Source organism: Bartonella sp. AA56HLJMS (genome assembly GCF_042197145.1).
Classification (GTDB): domain Bacteria; phylum Pseudomonadota; class Alphaproteobacteria; order Rhizobiales; family Rhizobiaceae; genus Bartonella.
In genome coordinates this window covers 89,301-114,241 of sequence record NZ_JBHIRL010000005.1, presented here as the reverse complement: position 1 = coordinate 114,241, position 24,941 = coordinate 89,301, and the positions used below count along the sequence as shown (strand labels likewise).

The window sequence follows — 24,941 nt, the reverse complement described above, 5'->3', positions numbered from 1 at the left end:
TTGATTTCATCTCCTCGTCCTATAGGACGAGGAGGGGATTAAGTAACATAAAAAAGAGAAAGGTAATGAGATGATATTTGATGATGGAGATAGATATGTAACGACACGTGAGTGTGCACAGCTTTTTAGTGTATCCACAACAACGATTCGCAATTGGGTGCTTCAGGGGTTGTTTCCGGAGCCATATAAGCTAGGGAGAGCAGTGAGGTGGAGAAAAAAAGAGATCTTAGCCTTCATTCCAAAGAAAAATAAGGAGCAAATAAGAACAAATTAGATAAAATTATATAAGCTGTAGAAGGTGGTCTAAAAGGTGGTCTGAAAATGGTTATTTAAAGAAAAAATCTATATATTTCAATATGCTAAAAACAAAAAGTGGTGCCCAGACGCGGATTCGAACCACGGACACGCGGATTTTCAGTCCGCTGCTCTACCAACTGAGCTATCTGGGCATGCTTCATAAAAAATATAAAGCGTTTGCGGTTATAACATTAAAATTTTCTCTGTCCAGTCATCAAAAGAAAAATAATTGATTTTTTAATAAGTTTATCTCCCTATTCTAGAGCGTTATCAATGAATCTTTATCATAAAATAAATTTGATAGGTATATTGGACACTTTAGTGTATTGTTATTAGAATGCTGTCTTATCGTGGTGGTAATACGAAAAAAATTAAAAGAATCAATCGAGAAGAATGATTAAGAAAGATTTTTTTATAAAGTTTCCCTAAATTTTAAGCATACGAAATAATAGACAACATTTTTGACTTTTTTCTAAAAAGATTATTGATTAGTCTTTATAATAATTTGTTTTTCTTTATAAAGAAAGAGAAACATCTAAAAGGGGAGAAATAATGATAATGTTACAAAAACCAAGTAATCGTCCCAATAATACTAATTTTTCTTCAGGTCCTTGTAGCAAACGGCCTGGTTGGACTCTTGATGTTCTTAAAAATGCATTAGTTGGGCGTTCACATAGATCTAGAGAAGCAGAATTAAAACTTGCTGAAGTTGTTAATTTAACCCGTGAGATTCTTGAGGTTCCTTCTGATCATCGTATAGGAATTATGCCAGGATCAGATACCGGTGCTGTTGAGGCTGCTCTATGGTCTCTATTAGGTGAGCGTGGCATTGATATGGCAGCGTGGGAAAGTTTTGGGTTTGGGTGGAATAAAGATGTTGTCGAGCAATTAAAGCTTTCTGATGTGCGTCGTTTTGAAGCTCCTTATGGTGAAATACCAGATTTAACACAACTTGACTTTGATCGGGATGTTGTTTTTACATGGAATGGGACAACTTCTGGTGTGCGTATTCCTAATGCGGATTTCATTCCGCATAAGCGGGCTGGATTGACCATTTGTGATGCAACATCGGCAGCTTTTGCGCAATATCTTGATTTTTCAAAATTAGATGTTGTTACTTTTTCATGGCAGAAAGTTTTGGGAGGCGAGGCTGCACATGGTATGGTGATTTTAAGTCCTCGTGCTGTTGAGAGGCTTGAGAATCATGTTCCAGCTTGGCCTATGCCCCAACTTTTCTATATGACAAAAAATGGAAAATTGAACGAAGATATTTTTAAAGGAAAGATCATCAATACACCTTCTATGCTTTGTGTTGAGGATTTCCTTGATGGGTTGAAGTGGGCAAAATCTCTAGGAGGTGCAGCGGCATTAAGAGCACGGGTTGAAAAAAATTTTTCTGTACTTGATGCTTTTGTTCGCAAAACGCCATGGTTAGAATATTTGGCAAAAGATCCTGAAGTGCGTTCTAACACCGCTATTTGTTTAGATATTGTGGATCCAGTGATTACTGCTTTGGATACGGAAAGGCGAGTATCTTTTATAAAAGCGGTTGTGAAGCGTCTTGATGAGGAAGGGGTTGCTTATGATATCGGTTCGTATCGCGATGCTCCTCCTGGGCTTCGAATTTGGGCGGGTATAACAATTGAGGCTTCCGATCTTGAAATTTTAACACAATGGCTTGAGTGGGCGTTCCAAGTTGAAAAAGCACAGCTTTAAATAATTACTGGTGATTTTCACAACGTGTTTTTAAACAAAAAAGGATACGAGAGATTATGATGATCTTTCGTATTCTTGTATCAGATAAACAGCCTCTAAATATTACATGAATTGTAAAAGATTAAGACGGGGAATGAATGCTTTGTCAGGTGTTGGATACGCACAAATTAAAATCTCTAATGTTTTTACTTTTTGTAGCGAAAATGACAGATTTAAAATATTTGGGTATTTGCTTATCTTTATTATCATAAATTTGAAAATTTAATCACTTGAAGATTGAGAAAAATCTGAAATGAGGAGTCGCACTTGCTTTAAGGTTTCGTTATAAAGAAGAGTTTGTTTTTGAATGCTGGTTTTTTTGACCAAACACGACGGAGAAAGTTATGGCCAATGTAGTTGTTGTCGGTACACAATGGGGTGATGAAGGCAAAGGTAAAATTGTAGATTGGTTGTCTGAGCGAGCAGATATCGTGGTGAGATATCAGGGGGGGCATAATGCTGGCCACACATTGGTTGTTGATGGAGTCAGTTATAAATTATCACTTTTACCGTCTGGTTTAGTGCGTGGCAAGTTATCAATTATTGGTAATGGTGTTGTTGTTGACCCTCATCATTTTGTTGCAGAAGTAAAAAAACTATGTAATCAGGGTGTAAAAATCACACCAGAAATTTTGCGTATTGCTGAAAATGCTCCTTTGATTCTTTCTTTGCATCGTGATCTTGATGCAATTCGAGAAAGCGGTTTATCTGGTTTAAAGATTGGTACAACAAAGCGCGGTATTGGACCGGCTTATGAAGATAAGGTGGGACGTCGTGCTATCCGAGTGATGGATTTAGCAGAAAAAGATACACTTATGGCTAAGATTGAGCGGCTTTTGAGGCATCATAATGCTTTGCGTCGTGGGATGGGTGTTTCAGAGATTGATTCTCGAGCACTTTATGATGAATTGATGCAAGTTGCGGATAAAATTTTGCCCTTTATGGATTGTACGTGGCGTCTTTTAGATGAAGGTTATCGAGGAGGGAAACACATTCTTTTTGAAGGTGCGCAAGGTGCTTTATTAGATAATGATTTTGGAACTTATCCTTATGTAACGTCATCTAATACAGTTGCTGGGCAAGCATGTACAGGTTCGGGGATGGGACCTGATGCAATTCATTATGTTTTGGGTATTGCAAAAGCTTATACTACACGCGTTGGAGAAGGGCCGTTCCCGACAGAGCAGATAAATGATATTGGTGAATTTCTAGGAGTGCGTGGACATGAATTTGGTGTTGTAACGGGTCGAAAGCGTCGATGTGGTTGGTTTGATGCTGTCTTAGTACGTCAGATGGTAACAATTTGCGGTGTTCAAGGTATAGCATTGACAAAACTTGATGTTTTAGATGGTTTGGATGAAATAAAAATTTGTATTGGTTATGAGCTTGATGGTAAAAGGATTGATTATTTACCTTCTTCCATGGGAGCTCAGGATCGGGTGAAGCCTATTTATGCAACATTAGAAGGTTGGAAGGAAGAAACAGCACATGCATTGAGGTGGGAAGATTTACCAGTGCAGGCTATTAAATATATACGCTATATTGAAGAACTGATTAATACAAAAGTGGCTTTATTATCCACAAGTCCAGAGCGTGAAGATACTATTCTTATTACGGATCCCTTTGTTAATTGATTATTGTTTTTAGATTTCTATATATGCTCTCTGTTCGTTTTTGTATCTTTTTACAAAAAAGTTTTTAAGAGCACGTAAAAGAAAGGTGCAAAATAGCATTGTTTATTTTTCATATTCATTTTACATTATTGCAATAGTTGTACCAATATTAAATGGCAACCAATTTAGAAGGCTAAAATAAAGTTTTTTGGCTTTACTATTGATTTTTTCTCAGTTTAAGAGAGATTATAGAGGAAATGGTAGATTTCGTTGGAATCTTAAAAAAGACAATTAATGCACAAAATAATATTACACCACAAGTGCGTAAGCGGATTTATAAGCGGGCTACCGAAACACTAGAACATCAATTTGTAACAGCAAAAATACCACAAGCAATAGCGGATGAACAAAGAAAGATTCTTCAAAGTTCTATTGCAACTGTTGAAGGAGAATATTTAGCAGTTGAAAAGAAACGGCTTTCTTCAGTTATTGGGTGGAATCCCACAAATATAAATGAAGATAAGAAATATACAAAAAAAACTATATTACCAAAAAATAATGAATTGTCAGAGGTAAACATAAAAAGAAAGCAAGATTTTGTTACACGTTCAAAGGATAACAAGGTATTTGTTGAGCTTTGTGTATCAGATATACCAGATGCAGAACCTGTTAATATGGAGACTGATGTGCCTTCTCAGCATGTTAATAGCAGTGTGTTAAAGATTTCTCCTTCGCAGGAAGATAATCCGCATATTGTTTCGCACATTTTTTCTCAGGCTTTACGTCGTGCTAATAAATCGTTAGTGCAAAGGCGTATTGTGATAAGTGCTGTTTCTGTTGTTAGTTTTGTTGTTTTACTTGTTGGTATTTTTTTTGTTGGTGAGCGTGTATTTGTATCAAATGATCATCAGTTTTTAGAAGAAAATCTTCAAGCTTCTCACAGAGTACCAAAGGCATTTCCAATTAAGAGAAAGTTAACACAACGCTTATTAGAGGATGGAAGTGAAATTGATGTTGGTTTAAAACAAGCGATAGATTCTTCGGATGAAGAAGTACTCTCAACAGTTGTTGATAGCAATTTGCAATCGCTTGAAAAATCAGGTGAAGCTGTTTTCTATCAAGCACGTACAAATTATGATGCAGAAAAGATAGCAACGGGAAGTGCTCGCTGGACGCTTATAAAAGAGTCTCAAGTGAAGGGGGCTCCAGAAGAAACAACTATACAAGGTGATATAACAATTCCTGATGAAGGGGTATCATTACGGTTAATTTTACGTCGTAATACCGATCAGTCATTTCCTGCTGCATATATTATGGACCTTGTTTTTATTCTTTCTGATAAATTTTCAGGTAAAGCTATAAGCAATGTTCAAGCATTAACCTTTAAAGCAAGTGAACAATCCATTGGACAGGCTTTAACAAGAACCATTGCTGCAAAGATTAACGATGACTTTTTTCTTGTCGCATTGAGTGGAAATCATCCATTTCTTGATCGAAATTTACAATTGATGCGAGAATTAGATTGGATGCGTTTGGTGTTAACGGATAAAAACGGGCGTATAAGTGAATTAACCTTTGCAAAAGGACCAACAGGTAAGTCTATTTTTAATGAAGTTATTGGACAATGGCTTGCACAACAAGATAAGTTAACAGTTCTTGGTCAAAAAAATAAAACATAGATGCAAAAAAATAAACGACTGTGAAGAATTTTCTACGACCGTCTTTATCAATTATATACCAAATATATTAAATAAAGCTTTACATATCAATAACTTAAAGAATTCTATAGGCTGATTTACAAGTATAAAGCCAAGGCATGCTTTTTTTCATTTTCACATTTAAAGAATGTGCAAACCATTGGCTTTATACTTAACTCTAGGTTTTATACTTGACTTTGAGATAAAGTAGAATCTTTGATAGAGTTTTGCACTTTTTCAAATGCACGCATTTCAATTTGTCTTACTCGTTCTCGACTAATATTAAATTCACCAGAGAGTTCTTCTAGGGTTAGTGGTACATCGTTTAAACGACGCGCTTTAAATATACGCTTTTCGCGTTCATTGAGATTGTCCATGGCATTTATGAGCATGGAACGGCGATTTTCTAATTCACTTTTTTCAATTAAAATTTGTTCTTGATCGTTAGATTCATCCACCAACCAATCTTGCAACTCACTGTTTTCCCCTTCTTTTGTTCGAATTGGTGCGTTGAGTGAAGTGTCACCACCAAGCCTACGATTCATTGATACAACTTCATCTTCTGTGACATTCAACTGGATTGCAATTTTTTTCACTTGTTCTGCATTGAGATCGCCACTATCAAGTGCTTGAAGTTTACTTTTTAACTTACGAAGGTTGAAAAACAAACGCTTTTGATTAGCTGTTGTCCCCATTTTCACCAAACTCCAAGAGCGCAATACATATTCTTGGATTGATGCTTTAATCCACCATATTGCATAGGTCGCAAGACGAAAACCCCGCTCTGGTTCGAAACGTTTAACAGCTTGCATGAGTCCAACATTGCCTTCTGAAATGACTTCCCCAATGGGAAGTCCGTAGCCCCGATATCCCATCGCGATTTTAGCTACGAGACGCAAATGGCTGGTTACTAGCTTATGCGCAGCTTTTAGATCATTATGCTCACGGTAACGCTGAGCTAACATATATTCTTCTTTTGGCTCAAGCATTGGAAAACGACGCACTTCTTCCAAGTAACGGTTTAAACCACCATCACCTGTCATTACTGATAATAAATTCATATGGGCCATATAGCACCCTCCTTTTGTTTGAATTCCCTGATAAGGCAAATTCTATATTTTAGATAGCTAACTATCCTCATAACCTCACTCTAGCATATTTTTCAATTTTGTTCAAAAAAAGATATTTTATTGTGAAATCTTGAGAAGGGGAAAAGTTTCAATTCATTTTTTTAAAAAGTTTAATAAGTTTAGCCATATCTTGAGGCAGTGGTGCGGAAAACGACATAACTTTACCGGTAGAAGGATGTTCAAAAGTAAGACTTGCAGCATGGAGTGCATGTCGGTTGAATTGATCGATTGCATTTCTAATAGTGGAGTTGAATGTGTTTGATTTTGTTTTAAAAGCGTTTCCATAAACTGTATCGCCTATGAGTGGATGCCCAATATGAGTCATATGAACACGGATTTGATGGGTGCGTCCAGTTTCCAAGCGACATTCCAGAAGGCTAGCAAAAGATGTTGAGTCTGCATGAGAGCCATATTTTTCAAGCAGAGAAACATGTGTAACAGCATGACGAGCATAAGGGTTTTGGTTATGGATGACAGCTTGCTTTGTCCGGTTATGGGGCGAACGGCCAAGTGATGCATCAATTGTCCAGACATTGCGCTGAGGTGTTCCCCAAATCAAGGCATGGTAGCGTCGATCTAATGCGCAGGTACGTCCATGATCAGAAAATTGAGCACTGAGACTTTTATGAGCTAGATCGTTTTTTGCAACAACCATAACACCGCTTGTATTTTTATCAAGACGATGGACAATACCAGGGCGTTTAACACCACCTATACCAGATAAACTATTCCCACAGTGGTAAATAAGGGCATTAACCAATGTACCGGTCCAATTTCCATTCCCAGGATGAACAACAAGACCAGCTGGTTTGTTAATAACAATGATATGATCATCTTCAAAAAGAATGTCCAATGCAATGGCTTCAGCGCTAGGTTCTGCATCACGAAGGTCCGGCATTTCCAATTCAATTATTTGGTTAGGTTTTAATTTTGTTTTTGGTTCCTTTATGAATTGACCATCAATTTTAAGACAGCCTTCACGGATGAGAGTTTGCAAACGCGAACGTGAGAGCACATCATGATATTGTTTTGCGAGCCACTGATCAAGACGTTGCCCAAGAGCACCTTCATCCGTTATTTTCTGTATTACCATACGATTCCTATTAAGTTTTTAATAAGATTTTACCAGTACGAAATTGCTTTACTATCGAGAAATTCTTTAATTCCCCAATGTCCTCCTTCACGAGCGCGCCCAGAAAATTTTACACCACCAAAGTAGCTTCCACTGGGTAATCCATGTCCATTAACTTCTACCATACCAGAGCGTACTTGTTCCGCAATACGACGACATTTGTTGCGATCTTGCGATTGAATATAGTTTGTAAGACCATACTCAGTCTCATTCGCTAAAGCGACGGCTTCTTCTTCTGTACTAAAAGAAAGAATCGAGAGAACTGGACCAAAGATTTCTTCTTTAAAAATACGCATATGAGGTTTTACATCAGCAAAGACTGTTGGACGGACATAATAACCGCGTTCCATTCCTTTTGGTAAACCAGTCCCGCCTGCAACAAGAGTTGCACCTTCATCAATTCCCGATTGGATAAGATCTTGAATTTTATCATATTGTTTTTTTGAAACAACGGGCCCAATATGATTTCCTTCTTGGCAGTTTGGTCCTACTTTTGTTGTTTCTGCAATATCTTTGGCTATTTTCACGGCTTTGTCATAGATGCTCTGTTCCACAAGCATACGAGTCGGTGCATTACAACTTTGTCCACTATTATAAAAGCAATGTCGTGCACCACGTTGAACAGCATCTGAGTCGGCATCAGCAAAGATAATATTCGCTCCTTTTCCCCCAAGTTCCAGACAGACTCTTTTTAAAGTAGCGCTGGCATTTTTAGAAATATCTTTTCCTGCTCTAGTTGAACCAGTAAAGCTGATCATTTCTAAATCTGGATGTGCAGAGAGGTAAGAGCCGACAGTCGCACCATCACCATTGATTAAATTAAAAACACCGGCTGGAAGTGCGGCTTCATCTAAAAATTCAGCAAAAAGCATAGCAGAAAGAGGCGCAATTTCAGAGGGCTTTAACACCATGGTACAGCCAGCCAAGAGAGCAGGAATAACTTTAAGAGTTACTTGATTCATGGGCCAATTCCATGGCGTAATTAATCCTACGACGCCGATAGGATCGTAGTGAAGGATTGCTTGCTCATTTCCCTTTATTAAAGTTTCTTGGAACGAAAACTCTTTATAAGCTTCGATAAAATTGCGAATATGGGAACTTCCTGTTGCAGTTTGCGCATTAAGCGCCATATCAATCGGTGCTCCCATTTCCATTGAAATGGTTTTTGCCATGTCTTTGGAACGTTTTTCGTAGATCTCTAGAATTTTTTCAACAAATCCAAGACGCTCATTTGGTGATGTTGTTTTCCATTTTTGAAAGGCTTCTTTAGCCGCATTAATTGCTTTATCAGCATCTTTTGTACTTCCAAGGCTAATGACAGCACAAGCCTCCTCTGTTGATGGATTAATGACGTCAAAATCGTGAGGAGTGCTTGGCTCATCCCATAGACCATTGATATAAAATTTCCGTTTATCAAACATAATTCACTCCCTTTTTTCTATTTATATTTATGTAATTATGATTGTCTTAGTCTAAGCCTTTTTAAACGAGGATAACAAGGATAATCTTATAAAAACGTGAGAAATTAGATTATATCGTGATAATTGAGCATGGAGAATTCAATAGAGCAATGCTTATTGTATTATTGAGACTAGTTTCTTTTATGAAAAGGGAGAGAAAGAGAGGCATAGACAATTTTCTTGAAGCTTTTTTATCATGAAGTTTTCTTCAAAACAAATGAAATACGAGCTCTATGACACCATAAACTGGGCAATTTATATCGTAAATATGCAAAAGGCAGATTATGAATATGCATTATGGCATTATTTTTTTCATTAAAAAGTAACCATCAGCAAAAGGTTATTAACCTTCGTATGATAGTTTCTACGAATTCTTTTTGAAAAGGTTATTTTTCTCATTGCTATAAATTTGTTGGGTGCCATGCATAATTCGAAAACAAAATCTATTTCTACGTCTTCTTTTTCTGATGATGGTACAAAAGGTGCATCAAGAGAAGATTTATCTGTTAAGATTACTGAGATATTTCCTTATCCGGAAGTGTGGAAAAAGGCATTTGCTCTCGGAAAAAACGTCCGTTTCACGAGAACCCCAGAAGTTGAGATTTTGCGTCGTCGTATAGAAACAGATCCAGTTTTTGCAAAACAGTTTAAAATTTTTACGAAGCAAGATCAAAAAAAAATTACAGATACAGATATTGTACGTTGTAACAAGAAAACAACAAATATTCTTTCGACAAAAAAAGTCATTAATCCTCAATCAATAGAGAATAAAACATCAGTTTGTCATTCAACGGTTTTGAAGCAGTTGTCACGTCAAACTACTCGTATGCCGTCAGCAAATATTCCACTTGAGGAGGATAAACAAGAACATAAATTACAAGTGGAAAATGTGCTACAAAAAATAAAACCTGCGTTGCATCTTTCTGATGATGCATTTTTTGAGTGTGAATCTTTGATATTTGAACATGTGGAGACTCAAATATCAAAAGAGGATGGAACATCAATTGACACGACAAATGAAATTACACCGGATATTCCCACAGCCTTTGATGAGTCAATAACTGCTCTTTACCGTGTTCTTGAATACCGCTTTCCACAACTCTATGATTCAATTACATCAGAATCTCCAGCGGAAAGGATGCGAGGTGTTGAGAAAATTTCTGATTTAATGCATACAAATAATGATACTACTAAAGAGTGTCATTCTAAGCTTTCTGTTGAAGATTCTGCTCATACGTTAAGTAATACAGGGGCGTTAAGTGATGCAGGGGCTAGTATAGAGACTGAAAATACCAATAATATTGTCGCCAATAATACTGTTGATTGTATAAACAAAGCCGTCAAAAAGAATTCAAAAGATTTTTCTGTGATGCAAGCAAACAGTAAAACTAAAACATTGCAATCTACTCGTATGCCATTAGGTAATTATGATTCTGCTTTTATGCAAAATATTCAATCTATTGACTGTGATGTTTATGAATTTCCTCCGATCAACTTATTACAGGAACCTGTTTTTCATGAAGGTACGATGATTCCTCAAGAAACATTAGAACGTGGTGCTGGACTTTTAGAAAGTGTTTTGGAAGATTTTGGCATTAAGGGTGAAGTTATCCATGTTCATCCAGGGCCAGTGGTAACAATGTATGAATTTGAACCCGCTGCGGGTGTAAAATCATCACGCGTTATTAATCTTTCTGATGATATTGCGCGTTCTATGTCTGCTATTTCTACACGCGTTGCTGTAATTCCTGGACGGAATGTTATCGGGATTGAGTTACCCAATGCGGTTCGTGAAACCGTTTATTTACGGGAATTAATCCAAACACGTTCTTTTCGTGAAAGTGAATTTAAACTTGCTCTTGCTTTGGGGAAGGGGATTAATGGTGAACCGGTCATTGCAGAATTAGCAAAAATGCCTCATTTATTGGTTGCAGGAACAACAGGATCAGGCAAGTCTGTTGCAATTAATACAATGATTTTGTCGATTCTTTATCGTATGACACCAAAGCAGTGTCGTTTGATCATGGTTGATCCTAAAATGTTAGAGCTCTCTGTTTATGATGGCATTCCACATCTTTTAACACCCGTTGTCACAGATCCCAAAAAAGCAGTAACAGCTTTAAAATGGGCGGTTCGTGAAATGGAAGAGCGTTATCGCAAAATGGCTAAGTTGGGTGTGCGTAATATTGATGGTTTTAATGCACGCGTTGCACTTGCCGCTCAAAAAGGCGAAACGATCATGTGTACTGTTCAGTCGGGTTTTGATAAGGAAACAGGGGAAATGCTTTATCATGAAGAAGCCATGGATCTCACGCAGCTTCCTTATATTGTTGTGATTGTTGATGAGATGGCTGATCTTATGATGGTGGCAGGGAAAGAGATAGAGAATGCCATTCAGCGCTTAGCGCAAATGGCGCGTGCGGCAGGTATTCATCTTATTATGGCAACGCAACGTCCTTCTGTTGATGTTATCACAGGTACAATTAAAGCGAACTTTCCTACCCGCATTTCTTTTCAAGTAACATCAAAAATTGATAGTCGTACGATCTTGGGTGAACAAGGTGCTGAAACGCTTTTAGGTCAGGGGGATATGCTTCATATGGCTGGTGGTGGACGCATTGTGCGCGTTCATGGACCTTTTGTTTCTGATGAAGAAGTTGAATCCATCGTTGCACATCTAAAAATGCAAGGTAAACCTGATTATTTAGCAACGGTAACAGATAATGAAGACGATAACAAAGAGGATACTTCTGCTGATTCAGCTGCTGGAAATTCTGAGGAAGAAAATTTTGATGAAGAGGGTGAGGAACTTTATAACCAAGCTGTAAAAATTGTTATGCGTGATAAAAAATGTTCAACATCTTATATTCAGCGCCGACTTTCAATCGGCTATAATAAAGCAGCTTCTCTCGTCGAGCGGATGGAAGAAAAAGGCATTGTTGGAGCCGCTAATCATGTTGGAAAACGTGAAATTCTACTCAATGAAGGAAAATAAACAAACACATTTAAAAATATGCAATTTTTTAAATATCTGACAGTCATTATTTAAATGTGCTTGTTTTATTTTTTATATAATATTAAAAATTTAAATGGAGAGTAATAAAGAAAAAGCGATCTTTTGTATTAAGACTTCTGATAAGGTAAACAAGCTGATATCAAAGGAGATTATGAGATATTTTTAACATTTCTAAATGATCTGGAATATAAAGAAATTAAACAAATCTTTATATGAGGACAGATGATTTGTGTTCTCTTTTTTACAGAGAAATTTTTTAATAAAATAGTGCGGTGGCATATTTTTTGTTTTTTCTTTTGTAGCGATTCTAATGAAAGAAAGATCTTTGGGAGATTATTGAGAGCATCATAAGAAAAATGCCCAATATGCAAGTTCTGTTGCATAGGATACTTTAAAGCGTCACGCTGAATTTATTATCATTTGATATTATTGGCTCAAGAAAGATGTTCTTACGAGAAGCTTTATTTGAAAAAGAGATTTTTATAATGCAGTATATTGATTTATAGTAATTTATCATTATTCACAGTGAATAAAAGTCTCAAACATTGTAAGATTTTCTCATTTCAAATCTGTTTCTGTTGAAACAATTAAAAACATTTTCTTGCGTATCATAATAATGTACGAGTAAAAAAGTTAAAAAATAAAAAGGCTTCTTATGAACGCCTTCAAATGCCGAGAACTATTGGTAACATTAGGGGCTGAAATTAGTATAATGATGGTGCTAACAAGCTCTTTTATAAGCATAAAAATGGTAGTGCACAATGCCTTGATATCCTCTATAGGGACCTTTACATTACACCATTTACGGATACTGTCGTAAAATAAGCTTGCGGATCTTGAGAGATATCTTTTCAAAACAGGCGCATGAATGCGTAAAATAAGTGTATTCTTTTTGAGTACTATTTATGCGAGGGAGATGTTACCATTATTGTAACAAGATTTATTACAATAATGGGTGAATAAGCAACAAGAGCTGGAAGCTTCTTTTTATTCTTGTTTTGTTGATGAAACAGTCAAAATTTTGCTACAGACAATTGATATGAGATATCAAGTTATTTTAACCAGAATAGATAATTGTAAACAAATTAGCATTATTCATTTGAGAGTAAATTCAACACTTTTTAGTTTTAGTTATGCCATTAAAAGCAGATGAGTTAAAGTTAAATACAAATGAATTAAAATGTCAGCAAGAAGCTTTTCGTTTTACACCAGAGCTTTTGCCACGGCCTTTTACGTGGGAAATCGATCACAATGGTTTGTTTTGTGAAGTCTCAAAAGAGCTAGCTGAAGTTGTTGGTCCTCTCTCTTCTTCTATTTTAGGGTGTAGTTTTCATGAGCTTGCTCATCAATTTAATGATGATCGATATCTGGTTCTCAGTCGTTTTATTGAAGCGGCTATGCCTTGGAGTAAAGAGATTGTTCAATGGCCTGTTGATGGTTGCTTACAATGGCTTGATGTTGAATTGTCAGCTTTGCCAATTTTTGATGTTAAAAAGCAGCTTAAGGGGTTTCGTGGCTTTGGTGTTTTAAAAATACAAAAAAAAGTCCAAGAAAAAAGAAATGAAAAGCTAGAAACAGAAATGCCATGTCTTACGGAGATAGAACGCTCAGCTTTTCGTGAAATTGCAGAGCAATTGCGTGATGAATTGAATTCATCGGTAAAAGAAGAAAATTTAGTTGAAGAAACAGCTATTCAGTTACCATATGCACAAACATTGCCGGTAAATGCTATAGAACAAGCTCTCGTAAAAGAGCCCGCTGCAGTTTTATCATTGTTGGATACAGCAACAAATGGTGTTTTATGGTTGGATGAAGAGGGCTTTGTTCAATCAGCGAGTAGGGCAGCCTTAGCATTAATGGGTTATGAAATAAATGAACTACGAGGACAACCATTCTCTTCATTATTTACTTTGCAAAGCCGACTTTTGGTTGAAAAGTATTTTAAATCAATCCGTATGGAGGGAAAAAATCAGGTTTTAAATCGCAGTGAAACCGCTGATTTAATGACAAAAAATCATAAAAATATAACCGTTTTGATAACGATTGTATTTTTGGCAAAGCAAGGCAATTATGCTGTTATGTTGCGTGATAGGACACAAACAGTTCCATCAGGAGAAAAAAAAGCAGAAGAGGATAAAATCGTTGGAGTTGTTCATGAAATACGAACACCTTTGAATGCTCTTATTGGTTTTGCAGAAATTATGAGAGAAGGCCGTTTTGGTTCGATAGAAAATGAGCGCTATCATGGATATTTACGCGATATTATTTCCTCTGGAAAACATATATTATTGCTGATTAATCAATTACTAGAGTGCTCCAAGATAAATTATTCTGGTTCCGATAACCAGATTGATTCTTCCCTTATTTCTGAAACATTTGATGTAATATCTTGTTTACGTGCGACGATAGCTTTTCTTGAAACTCAAGCCAATCAGAATGGCATTATCATGCGTATTGTTGCTCCACCTCACGTTCCATTTATTCCTGTATCACAACAAGTGTTTCGCCAGATTATATGGAATCTTCTTTCCAATGCTATTCGTTTTACACCTTTGGGTGGACAGATTATTGTTCACGTTTCTTATAGAAAAGAACGTGTAAAAATTTCAGTGAGTGATAATGGTATAGGGATGAACGAAGAAGAGATTATACAGGCACTGCAACCTTATGGTCAAGTAGAGCGCAAAGATGGACGATCTGGTGATAGCGCTTTTATGGGAACAGGTTTAGGCCTCCCAATGTGTAAAGCAATGGTGGAAGAAAGAGGGGGACAATTTTTACTGTTCTCAAAACCCAATCATGGAACAACTGTGGAAATGTTTTTTCCTCGTGTTCCATGATGTAAATCTTGCATAAAATTATTTTTTCTTAGCCAAAAGATCTCTAATTTCTGTTAAAAGTTGTTCTTCTGAAGACGTTTTTTTGGGGCTTTCTTCTTCTTTTCTACGAATTTTATTCATAGCCTTAACGAATAAAAAAAGAACCCAAGCAATAATGAGAAAATTGATAAGTAAAGTAATAAAGTGTCCATAGCTAATGGTTGCTCCAGCTGCTTTGGCGGCACTCAATGTTGCTTGTTTTTCGCCAGCAAGTTGAATAAACATATTAGAAAAATCAATCCCACCTGTAATCAGCCCAATGATTGGCATAAAAATATCATTGACAATTGAGTTGACCAAGCTACCAAAAGCACCCCCTATAATCACACCGATAGCAAGATCAATCATATTACCTTTTAGGGCAAATTCTTTGAATTCTTTAAGCATTGCGTTTTCCCCTTTATATAAGCGATATACGGTAATTTACTTACCGCTTTTGATGAAAAAGGAAAGGGCAGATTTTATTTTTAGGATTATATTACGATATTAATATTATTTTCAAAGAACTTTATAAGGTTTAATAAAGAGCTTTAGGGCTCTATTTGAATGTACATAGAATATTTCCTAGAAAAAAGCTTTTTTGATAAAAACTATATCTGCTTTTTCAACAGAAAGTAGAAAACTGTAGCTTAATTTATATAATTTCCTCAAGATCTTTATGATAACATTAAAAAGAGAGATTTTTACACAATACTACAAAATGAGTAGTGTTGAAAGTTGAGCTATCAGAAAGCTTTTCAAATGAAGTGCATATATTAGCATAACATTTTGTCATAAAAAGAGAATTTAGGAATAAAAAATATATTTCAGCACTGATAGAAGAAATAGATAGATGAGGCAGGAGTAAAACTTATAATTTAATTCCTCTTAATTTAGTAAGCGATAATAGCAATTAGGAGGGCATTATGGCTTATCTAAAAGCTATTTGTATTGGGTTACATGAGCTAAAATGGCGATAATTCGGATGGAAGAAACACATTTCATCTGCTGGAAGATTGTATCAGTTTATAAATAGCAGAGCTCTAGGGTTTGCAAGATCATTTTGGTTTGGAAGTCGTTGGTATAATGTTTGAGTTCAATAATCAACTGTCATTACTTAAAATATATGTTAGGCAGAGCACTTAATAGATGCAAAATTGTATTTAATACATCAGAAATGGCAAAGAAAACAACGCAGATTATCAATAGAGTACAAATTGATTGAACAATCTGTTGCTCATAAATAGTGCAACAATAGTATGAACTTAGATGATTTTATGAACCATGTATCCTATAAATGCTAGGAAAAAATAGCTTTATAGAACAAGCTTTGTTTCTATTGAAAACAATATTACACAAAGGAACTTTGGGAATAGAGATAATTTGCCTGCATTTTTAAGAAAATTATGAGCGTGCCTGCATAAGACGTCATAAAACCATGACTATGGTAAGGGCCATTGATGTTTCAATTCATGCTGAATTTTATAAGATTAGGATTCATATTTTAATCTTTAAAAAATGTCGAAAAAGAGAAACATTTTTTAAGAATAAAAAGTTCTTTACATAATATAACCAATATAAACATGTATAACTATTATGTGATGAGTTTTCTTCTAGAAGGGGAATATTATTTGGATAATATGCTTGCTTTGATTGGAAATCTTTTGTGTTAAAAGGTAGAGGTTAGGTGCGATGGATCATTTTTATGTTGTGGAGAAGAATTGATGAGTTTTTTTCGTTGTATTGGCCGTTCTGCCTTATTTATGTTGGATCCAGAGCAAGCACACGGTTTAGCGATTCTTGGGCTGAAAAGTGGATTAAATGGTTGTCAAAAGGTTGTCGATAAACGATTGTGTGTAACTGTTGCTGGTCTTGAGTTTGAAAATTTTATTGGTCTTGCAGCGGGGTTTGATAAAAATGCAGAGGTTGTAGATGGTATTTTTCGGTTAGGATTTGGTTTTACTGAAATTGGGACAGTGACACCAAACCCTCAGATTGGAAATCCTAAACCACGGCTTTTTCGTTTAAAAGAAGATGAAGCGATTATTAATAGAATGGGCTTTAATAATGATGGACATCAAGTTGTTTACAATAGATTGCGTGCGTGTAAAAAAACTGGTGTTATAGGAGTCAACATTGGAGCCAATAAGGATACGGTCGATAAGATTGATGATTATACTGTTGGTATTGCTCATTTTTATGATGTTGCTGATTATTTTACGGTTAATATTTCTTCTCCTAATACACCAGGTTTACGTGATTTACAGGCCCGTGACAGTTTGCATCTTTTGTTGAGTGCAATTTCGCAAGAGCGAAATGAGCAAGAGAACAAGCACGGATTCTCCATTCCCATTTTTTTAAAAATTGCTCCCGATTTATCAGAGAAAGAATTAGATGATGTTGCTGAAGAAATAAAACTTTCTGATTTTAATGGGCTGATTGTTTCTAACACAACTCTTTCACGCCAAGGTCTTAGTAATAGTCACTTCCGTAATGAAGAGGGTGGGCTTTCTGGACGTCCACTCTTTGAGCGTTCTACTATTATGCTTGCAAAAATGCGTCAAAAATTAGGGAAGGAGATTGCAATCATTGGCGTTGGCGGTGTAAAGGATGCACAGACTGCTTTGGAAAAAGTAAAAGCTGGTGCAGATTTGATTCAATTATACAGTGGGATGGTTTATGAAGGTCCAGATCTTGTCATAACTATTCTGCAAGAGATTTTGCAGATGATGCAACAAGATGGAGTTGATAACATAAAAGGCTATCGTGATCATAGTCTTGAGCATTGGGCAAAATTTCCTTTGTAAAAAACGCTTTTTTCTTCACAAAAAATTGCGAGATTTTTTTAAAGGGGCTTGCAAACTTTGTTGATTTTCCTTATGTCACATAAGCATAAGAATAAATGTTTACGAAATCGTGAACAGTTATGATACATTTTCTTTTTATGCGGTTGTAGCTCAGTTGGTTAGAGCGCTGGTTTGTGGCACCAGAGGTCGTAGGTTCAAATCCCACCAACCGTACCAAAAAATTTTATTGAAAATACTGAAAATGGATATACAAGACGAACAAACGGCTCACTGAGGATCTTTTATCAATGACTGTAGTTGCTTGGGGGCATAATATTGTACAAAAAAAACGCATGGCATAAAGTACAGAAAACCAATAAAGGCGCATTGCACTTCTCTTTTAAGAACTGGGCATCTCCTCTTACCTTAATGCGTTCTCATTATGCATCCTTTACACAAGACTTGCGATGGAAAGACTTTACGGAAAAAATCAATGTGTTTTGTTTAAAAGATCCGAGCTTAATATGCCCTTCAATATGGAAGGGTATTTCACAATGTTTGTTGTGATGAAGCAATTGCTCTCTCTTGGCATGCCTCTGGCTGTTGGGTTTATCTCTCAGATGATGATTTCCTTCACAGATGCAGCGCTTGTAGCGCATTTAGGCGTGCAAGCCTTGAGTGGTACAATGTTAGCTCTGAGTATATTTAGTTTTGTTATGTTGTTTGGGCTAGGTATTATTACCGCGGTTGCACCAAAACTTGCGGAAAGTTTTCGTAGACAAGATAGATATGCATTGAAGGCATGGTTTGATCAAGGAATATGGCTTTCCCTTTTGATTGGAATGATGAGTGCGATCATTTTACTCAACACGAGGAATATTTTGTGTTTTCTCGGCCAAGATGGGACAATTGCCAATATAGCGCAGGAATATAATAGTGGTGCTGCTATAGGGGTGGTGTTTTTTTATCTTTATGTGAATAGCCGGGGATTACTGTCAGCAATTGGTAATCCAAAGCCGTTAACCTGGGTTATGCTTGCGGCTATCCTTGTGAATTTTCTTATCTCTTGGCCGCTTATTTTTGGTATAGGTTCTATAAGCGGATTAGGTGTCTTTGGTGCAGGAATTGCGAGCAGTTTGATCCGTATTTTAATTGTTATTGCAGCAGCAATAATTTTGTCCCGCAATTCTGCTTTTCATTCTTTTCGCTTTAATTATTTGAGACAAAAGTTAGAGATTTCACGAATAATAAAATTGCTGCGAGTAGGGCTACCCATTGGTATACGTATTCTTATTGCGGAGGGCTTTCCTTCGTTCATTGCATTCATGATTACGGCTTATGGGGTCGAATCTTTGGCCGCACATACGATAGGGATGCGTCTCGATATGCTTATTTCTGTGGTGGCTTTGGGGATTTCCAGCGCAGCCGCAACAATAGCAGCGTGGTATAGAGCAGATAGGAATAATATGGCTCTAAAACAATTGCGTATGAATGTCACTGTTTTTGCTGTAACTTATGTCTTGTTTTTATCAGGGATTGTTTATCTCTCTTATGGATTCATCCTTACAACCATCTTTAATATTTCTTCAGAACGCGTTGTTGTTTTCTCTTGGAAATTGCTTCCGTTCATTTTATTGTCTTTTGCTTTTGGCACTTTAGGTGCTATGCTCAATGGCATACTTGTGGGCTTGCTTGATACGTTTTGGTCAACAATTGTTGTAGCAATAAGTTATTGGGGGTTAGGCCTATTTGGGGGAGCGCTAATGGCGCATTTTTTTGAATATGGCTTTATTGGCTATTGGTTTGGCATGATTGGTGCAAGCTTAATCGTTTCTATCTTTAATTATATGCGCGTGGGTTATTTAATAAAATGCAATCCTATGTTTGGGGCAGAGTGAGTGTTATAAAAGCGCTTGTAAAGCACTAGCTGTGAAGGCTTAGCTACTCATCGTCCATAGAGGCTGTTTTACTTCTATGGAGATAACAATATAGGTTACAAAACTTGCTTAATATTGAAAAGAAGTGTCTTTGATTGTAGTCTCAATATTATTTGTTGAGTTTTTAAAATAATATGGGTTTATTAAAATCATTCGGCTACAATTTAAGAGTAAGTTCGGTAGATTGGAAGAGTTTAATACCTTAAAAAATGACGAGAAAAAACGTGCTTATATTCATACGCCGTTGAGGAGTCATTTAAAAAGTTATTGTTTTTTAAGTTATTACCATTGCGATGCTAAAGTGTATACATTTGTCAAAACAATCGCAGACGCTGACGATGTTATTCTTGCAAGCCCTGTTTATCACAGGTCTTATTCAGAGACTTTGAAGAACGCTTTTGATAATTTAGATTGTGATGCTTTTTGGGATAAAGTTGTTGGTCTTCTCTCTCATGGCAGTACAGCAAAAAATGCGCTACTGTCATGTAAATATTTGGTACCAGTTGTGCATACGCTTTATAGACAAGCTCTGCAATATCAAGTTGCTTCGGCTAAAGATGATTTTGTGTCTGAGAATGCAGGCCGTACATGGAGATTGAACAGCGAAGATGTACGGGCTCGCTGCGCACATCTTGTTGATGAAATGTATAAATTTTAAAATAATAAGGGTGGAGGATATGATCAAAAATGATAAGAAATACCGTTAGTTAGTCGTTGGTAGTACAGGAATATTGGCGCCCTTTTGCCGGTCATGAGGGCTGAACAACGTGATTATCGCAGCGCGTTTTTATTCTCATCAATCCAAAATTGAGCTATTTCAGACAAGGGCTAAATGTATATTTTGGAGATTATTATAAGCCATAGACACAATTTTTAAAAAGGGTACCACTATGGACGGGCTTGAAATATTGCATATTATGGAGGGCATTCGCCTGCACATGTATTTTTGTGTAGATTGAGATTGAGCGGTTGGCCTTCTTACCGAAGCCTCTGTGTATTGTTCATGTTTTTGGTTCTAATGCAGAGGGTAAAATAATCTCTGGATGTGCGCATCATAATAAGACTGATTCTACATCTGTAAAATTAGGTCGGAAAAGGCGATCATAGGGCCAACGGTGGTCAATGAGAAAAGTGTTTATGATCATGAGATTTGTGAGAGCCGTATTGAGAAAGAGTTTGCGCAAAATCTCGATAATGACTCTGATGTAAGATTGTTTTTTAAACTGCCAAGAAATTTAAAAATAGCCACTCCCATTGGTTCTTATACGCCTGATTGGATGTTTTTTTAGAGTGAGATGGCGCACAAAAGCTTTATTTTGTACTGGAAACAAAAGGAACGAATAGCGAGTTTGATTTGCGCCTTAAAGAAATGCTGAAGATTAAATGCGGCAAGGCGCATTTTACCGCTCTTGAGACTGGTGTGGTGTTTAACGAGGCACCGGTGATGAGTTGGCGCGATTCTAAGCGGGGATGGTGGTAGAGAGAGTGGGGCTGTGGTAAGAGTGGGCGGCACGAATGACGCTGTCTTTAGTTGCGTACCGCCAAGCTAATTTTGTGCTTTGCGAAATTCGCTAAGGCTTTTGGACGTACTGCGTTTACCGCGTAATAAAATCTTATGAATATCATGCAGAAGGCGCGCGCAGAAGGGGGTGATTACGTGACTAGCTTCCCAATGCCGTAATTAAGTACAGCCACATAATGAGATAGCTCTTCAATATCATTAGTCACACTGATACTTTTTCTTTATTTTCAAACAATAATAGGTCAGATGGTAACGGTTATGTCCTTTCTATCTGAGAAAAGAGTAGCACCGCTTGCGTATATGCACGAGTAAAAGTCAATCAACATTGGTCTGAGGTAAAACCGCCAATTATTTCTAATACACCTAAGGATTTCATAGCTTGCTCTAACGGTTTATATAAAGCCGCCCTTTTAAAAGGTGGATTGGGTGGAAAATTTATTGGGATATAGGCTTTATGAATCTCTCGAACTAAGCTTTCTACTATGCAGGCCCTAAGGCGTGATTGCATATATGGTCGCATCTGTTGCTGCGTTGTGTAGGCAAAGATCCTAAACTAGGAAAGGAGGGCTGGTCTTTTAATTACAAAGGAAGAATACGGCGCGTAAGTGCAACAAAATGTATTTTGAGGAGCGGTAAAGGGGTGAGGCATTTGATGTCCAGCGAGTGATGGATGGAGTATAAGGGGGTATTGCTAGGGCGGAGTTTTTAGTTAAGAATCGCGCTCTGTGCGCTATAAGCTCTCTGCATCCTTCATATAGGCGTTGGATCATCGCCCAATGCAACGTAAAGGGGCTGTTTTGTCTTTAGCGCTTGTTTGGCTGCTTCTATAGTGCCGCTGGCTCTATCAGCCATTATGGTGATAATTTTCTCGTCCAAAGAATAGATCAATTGATTGCGTAATAGGGTATGTGTGCCTTTTTTGACCGTGTCTTTTTTAAAAAGCAGCTGTTACCTCGTGGCAGGGTTGGGTGTGTCTATATGATCAGCCTGCCAAAGAAAAGGAAGCGTTATCGCGATAGCCACCAATAGGAGCCCAGCGATAAAGGTGGCAGCAAACTGCAATGATATAAAAGAACCAAGGACGCCGACCAAAAAGCTTCCGACCGGCGTTCCAGCATAGCCGATCACTCGAAAAGCAGAATTAGCTCGCCCGAGAAGTTGCTTTGGTGTGAGGCGCTGCCTGAAGGCGGTAACACCAATAAACCATAAGCTTGCTCCAATGCCAGCGATAAAGGTGACGCCCCATACGACGACAGCACTTTTTGAAAAGGCTGGAATCAGCAACAAGACAACCGTTCCTAAACCGTCAGTGAGAACAGCTAGGCGCACCGGTGCATAACGTATACGCGGTGCAAATAGGGCACCTGCCATTGTTCCAAGCGCGTAGGCTGCAAACATCACGCCATATTGGCTGCTATGTAGGCCCAGATACTGACTGTCGGTAACGAAGAAGATGAATGAGGTTAGGAATGCTCCAAATACCACCGATAGAAAGAATGTGAGTAATGTAAGGGAGGAAAGATGCCGATTTGAAAAAATGAAATGAAAGCCGGCAATGATATAACGGAAAGTGATGTTTTCTTTATCAGGTGTTGGCGATGTCGGAACAGCATGGCGAGCGGTAAAAATCAATGTGATAAAAAGCACGATTAAAAGGCCGAGAAATAGCAGTGTGCTATGCGCTAAAATGCTGCTTGTTATGACAGGGGCAAGAAAATAGGAGACCCCGAAATCTAAGAACAAGACAATAGAGTAGAAGGTCATCAATCGCTCTCCCTCCATGATAAGTGGTGGAATCGTCATTATATAAGCTTCGGCAGAAACGACGATGAATCCAGCAATGGTTGCATAGAAGAAAATTTGTTCGGCTGGAGTAATCTGTATCATAAGTAGTATGAACAGGACAATATGCAGTAGCATGAAGATGAAGAGAGCTGTGGTGGCAAGTTTTATTTTGTCGCAGCGATCAAGTAAAACGCCTGCAAGGATGCCGAAAATTGGCCACGCTAATGAGAAGAGACCTTGCGCCCAACTTACTCCGACTACGCCATATCCAGATTGTCTTGCTAATAGCGGGATGGCAGTGCGCAAAGCACCGCTGAGTAAGGCGAGCAGACTAACGGTTAGGCAAAAATAGCGTATGTTCTTGTTGGCAAAAAGCGTGAACATTCTGTTCTCCTTAAGATGCCACACAGGTTTCCGCTGGTCCATCAAGTACGGCGGTTGTATTCAGCATGTTTGCGACATAGCCGTCCAAGATATTCCTATCTGCCTGAGGTAGAAGAAAATACATAAGGTTGGAATACCATTGCCAACCACGCTGAGTCAGCTGGAGATCGTTATCACTTTCTGCGATGAGACCTGCACCTATGAGCTGTTGTAGGTTATTGTAAACGAAAGAGGGGAGTGCGGTCCAGTCAATTCTTTCTTTTTTGGCATAACCGTTATAAGGTAGCCTCATACACAAAGCCTTGGAGGCTTGTTGCTCTGCTGATACCCAATTGTAGTATACTTTGGATTTGCCTTTAAGTTGTATGTCGGTAATGTATCCGCTTCGACTGGGATTGGCTCGTGTGACGAGTGAGCCGAGAATCGACATTGCTGACGCCCCGAAGCCAACCACATAATCGTCATGATAACCATGCAAATATTTGTGATAGCGGAAATAATTAGCTGAACTCGTTTTAGCGAGCGTTAGAGGAGTGTTATTGGCAATTTTGATATAGGAATGCCCATTACACGGCGCATAGCCGCAGCTGCGCATAACGATGTCGCTAAATAAGCGAAGCATCTGTCGATGCTGTAGGCTGGATGGCTTTAGCCCTTTTTGTGCGTAAGACTTATGCAGTTGCGACGTGATAGCCAGATTGTTAATTGCATAGAGGTTGATGGTTTCAGGGTGAAGCTCGCTGGCTTGCTTCAAATCGTATAATAGTTCTTCGGCTTGCTGGCTGTGCATGCCATATAGTAGGTCTAAACCGACATGTCCAATTATCTCTTGTGACCAAGCTACGGTATTGTTGATTTGTTCACGTGTTGAGGTGAGGTTAAACAATGATCGGAAACGCTCAATGAAACTCTGTATACCGAAGCTGATCCGGTTAACGCCGATCTCACGGGCAGCATAAAGTTTATCACGTGTGACGCTCTTCGGTTCGCTTTCCAGTGTAAATTCGGCTAAGGAAGAGAGCTCAAATTCGGCATGCAATACTTTTCCGATGTGGCGGATATTATCTGCAGACAAAAGCGACGGTGTGCCGCCCCCTATATAGATGCTGCGGATGGGCCCTCTAAGCGAGCGAATGAAATTTCCTTTGTTTCTGATCTCTGTGGTAAGCGCTGACATATAAGATTCGATTTGCTTAACGTGCTTGTAGGCCCCTTTCTGAAAGGGACAGAAGGAACAGATGGTTTCACAAAAGGGAATATGCAAATAAAGAGAAATGGTACGCGCTTGTGGAATCTGCTTACTTTGCGCTAGTTTATTAAAGTCTAGGTAATCGTAAAATTCATTTGAAATAGTGCGAAATAACGGATATGTGAAGTTGTAAATCGGCTTGAGTTGATCGAACTTCACAAAAGGATGATCCACGAGTTGCATAGTTTACCTCCCCCAATTTCTTAACTCGCACTATATTATTGACGGGCGACAGGTGATCCAATCATCCGAGTGTATTACCAAAGATTTTCACGGAACATAATGAATCCTCCTTTTGTAGAAGTTATATGTATTATACA

At 37.7% G+C, this 24,941-nt stretch carries 17 protein-coding genes and 2 tRNA genes; 12 read left to right on the top strand and 7 right to left on the bottom strand.

The features are described from left to right. Nucleotides 1-70: 70 nt before the first annotated feature. Nucleotides 71-274 (top strand): helix-turn-helix transcriptional regulator, encoded by a 204-nt coding sequence (locus tag ACFINI_RS04270; RefSeq protein ID WP_375619679.1) that lies wholly within the window; start codon nucleotides 71-73, stop codon nucleotides 272-274. A 99-nt stretch (nucleotides 275-373) separates the two neighbouring features. On the opposite strand, the gene ACFINI_RS04265 is transcribed toward ACFINI_RS04270, so the two are convergent. Further along, a tRNA-Phe gene (locus ACFINI_RS04265) sits at nucleotides 374-449 on the bottom strand. 400 nt (nucleotides 450-849) lie between these two features. On the opposite strand from ACFINI_RS04265, the gene ACFINI_RS04260 reads away from it, so the two are divergent. The 3 genes from ACFINI_RS04260 (at nucleotide 850) to ACFINI_RS04250 (ending at nucleotide 5,344) form a co-directional block, all read left to right on the top strand. After that, on the top strand, nucleotides 850-2,013 hold the full coding sequence (locus ACFINI_RS04260) for a phosphoserine transaminase (protein ID WP_375612053.1): 1,164 nt from the start codon (nucleotides 850-852) through the stop codon (nucleotides 2,011-2,013). 383 nt (nucleotides 2,014-2,396) lie between these two features. Then, a complete protein-coding gene (locus ACFINI_RS04255; protein WP_375612054.1) occupies nucleotides 2,397-3,686 on the top strand; it encodes an adenylosuccinate synthase in 1,290 nt (429 codons plus the stop codon). 236 nt (nucleotides 3,687-3,922) lie between these two features. After that, nucleotides 3,923-5,344 (top strand): hypothetical protein, encoded by a 1,422-nt coding sequence (locus tag ACFINI_RS04250; RefSeq protein ID WP_375621123.1) that lies wholly within the window; start codon nucleotides 3,923-3,925, stop codon nucleotides 5,342-5,344. A gap of 203 nt (nucleotides 5,345-5,547) precedes the next feature. Here the strand turns inward: ACFINI_RS04250 and rpoH are convergent, their stop codons facing one another. The 3 genes from rpoH to ACFINI_RS04235 form a co-directional block, all read right to left on the bottom strand. Next, nucleotides 5,548-6,432, bottom strand: coding sequence for an RNA polymerase sigma factor RpoH (gene rpoH, locus ACFINI_RS04245; RefSeq protein WP_375646206.1), 885 nt, complete (start codon nucleotides 6,430-6,432; stop codon nucleotides 5,548-5,550). 148 nt (nucleotides 6,433-6,580) lie between these two features. Then, a complete protein-coding gene (locus ACFINI_RS04240; protein WP_375646199.1) occupies nucleotides 6,581-7,585 on the bottom strand; it encodes an RluA family pseudouridine synthase in 1,005 nt (334 codons plus the stop codon). A 29-nt stretch (nucleotides 7,586-7,614) separates the two neighbouring features. After that, nucleotides 7,615-9,045, bottom strand: coding sequence for an aldehyde dehydrogenase family protein (locus tag ACFINI_RS04235; RefSeq protein ID WP_375646194.1), 1,431 nt, complete (start codon nucleotides 9,043-9,045; stop codon nucleotides 7,615-7,617). Between the two features lie 460 nt (nucleotides 9,046-9,505). Between ACFINI_RS04235 and ACFINI_RS04230 the strand changes: the two genes are divergently transcribed. Both ACFINI_RS04230 and ACFINI_RS04225 read left to right on the top strand, forming a co-directional pair. Further along, on the top strand, nucleotides 9,506-12,079 hold the full coding sequence (locus ACFINI_RS04230) for a DNA translocase FtsK (protein ID WP_375646186.1): 2,574 nt from the start codon (nucleotides 9,506-9,508) through the stop codon (nucleotides 12,077-12,079). A gap of 1,154 nt (nucleotides 12,080-13,233) precedes the next feature. Continuing rightward, entirely contained in the window at nucleotides 13,234-14,940 is a 1,707-nt protein-coding gene (locus ACFINI_RS04225) for an ATP-binding protein (protein ID WP_375629605.1), read from the top strand. A gap of 18 nt (nucleotides 14,941-14,958) precedes the next feature. Here the strand turns inward: ACFINI_RS04225 and mscL are convergent, their stop codons facing one another. Further along, nucleotides 14,959-15,366, bottom strand: a complete 408-nt coding sequence (mscL, locus tag ACFINI_RS04220) for a large conductance mechanosensitive channel protein MscL (RefSeq protein ID WP_026500234.1) — start codon at nucleotides 15,364-15,366, stop codon at nucleotides 14,959-14,961. 1,316 nt (nucleotides 15,367-16,682) lie between these two features. Here mscL and ACFINI_RS04215 point away from each other — a divergent pair. The 6 genes from ACFINI_RS04215 to ACFINI_RS04190 all read left to right on the top strand — a co-directional run bounded on the left by ACFINI_RS04215 (nucleotide 16,683) and on the right by ACFINI_RS04190 (nucleotide 21,161). Beyond that, on the top strand, nucleotides 16,683-17,765 hold the full coding sequence (locus tag ACFINI_RS04215) for a quinone-dependent dihydroorotate dehydrogenase (RefSeq protein ID WP_375646180.1): 1,083 nt from the start codon (nucleotides 16,683-16,685) through the stop codon (nucleotides 17,763-17,765). 139 nt (nucleotides 17,766-17,904) lie between these two features. Further along, nucleotides 17,905-17,981: transfer RNA gene (locus ACFINI_RS04210), tRNA-His, on the top strand. Between the two features lie 317 nt (nucleotides 17,982-18,298). After that, entirely contained in the window at nucleotides 18,299-19,642 is a 1,344-nt protein-coding gene (locus tag ACFINI_RS04205) for an MATE family efflux transporter (protein ID WP_375621116.1), read from the top strand. 223 nt (nucleotides 19,643-19,865) lie between these two features. Continuing rightward, nucleotides 19,866-20,339 carry an NADPH-dependent FMN reductase gene (locus tag ACFINI_RS04200; RefSeq protein WP_375646174.1) on the top strand — a complete coding sequence of 158 codons (474 nt, stop codon included), beginning with the start codon at nucleotides 19,866-19,868 and terminating at the stop codon, nucleotides 20,337-20,339. Nucleotides 20,340-20,796: 457 nt separating this feature from the next. After that, complete coding sequence (locus ACFINI_RS04195) at nucleotides 20,797-20,970, top strand: hypothetical protein (protein WP_375646168.1); 174 nt, start codon at nucleotides 20,797-20,799, stop codon at nucleotides 20,968-20,970. A gap of 65 nt (nucleotides 20,971-21,035) precedes the next feature. Further along, on the top strand, nucleotides 21,036-21,161 hold the full coding sequence (locus tag ACFINI_RS04190) for a hypothetical protein (RefSeq protein WP_375621113.1): 126 nt from the start codon (nucleotides 21,036-21,038) through the stop codon (nucleotides 21,159-21,161). 990 nt (nucleotides 21,162-22,151) lie between these two features. On the opposite strand, the gene ACFINI_RS04185 is transcribed toward ACFINI_RS04190, so the two are convergent. Both ACFINI_RS04185 and ACFINI_RS04180 read right to left on the bottom strand, forming a co-directional pair. Further along, the gene (locus ACFINI_RS04185) at nucleotides 22,152-23,372 is read right to left on the bottom strand and encodes an MFS transporter (protein WP_375613548.1); all 1,221 of its coding nucleotides are present in this window, start codon (nucleotides 23,370-23,372) and stop codon (nucleotides 22,152-22,154) included. 10 nt (nucleotides 23,373-23,382) lie between these two features. Beyond that, nucleotides 23,383-24,804 (bottom strand): coproporphyrinogen-III oxidase family protein, encoded by a 1,422-nt coding sequence (locus tag ACFINI_RS04180; RefSeq protein WP_375646161.1) that lies wholly within the window; start codon nucleotides 24,802-24,804, stop codon nucleotides 23,383-23,385. Nucleotides 24,805-24,941 lie beyond the last annotated feature (137 nt).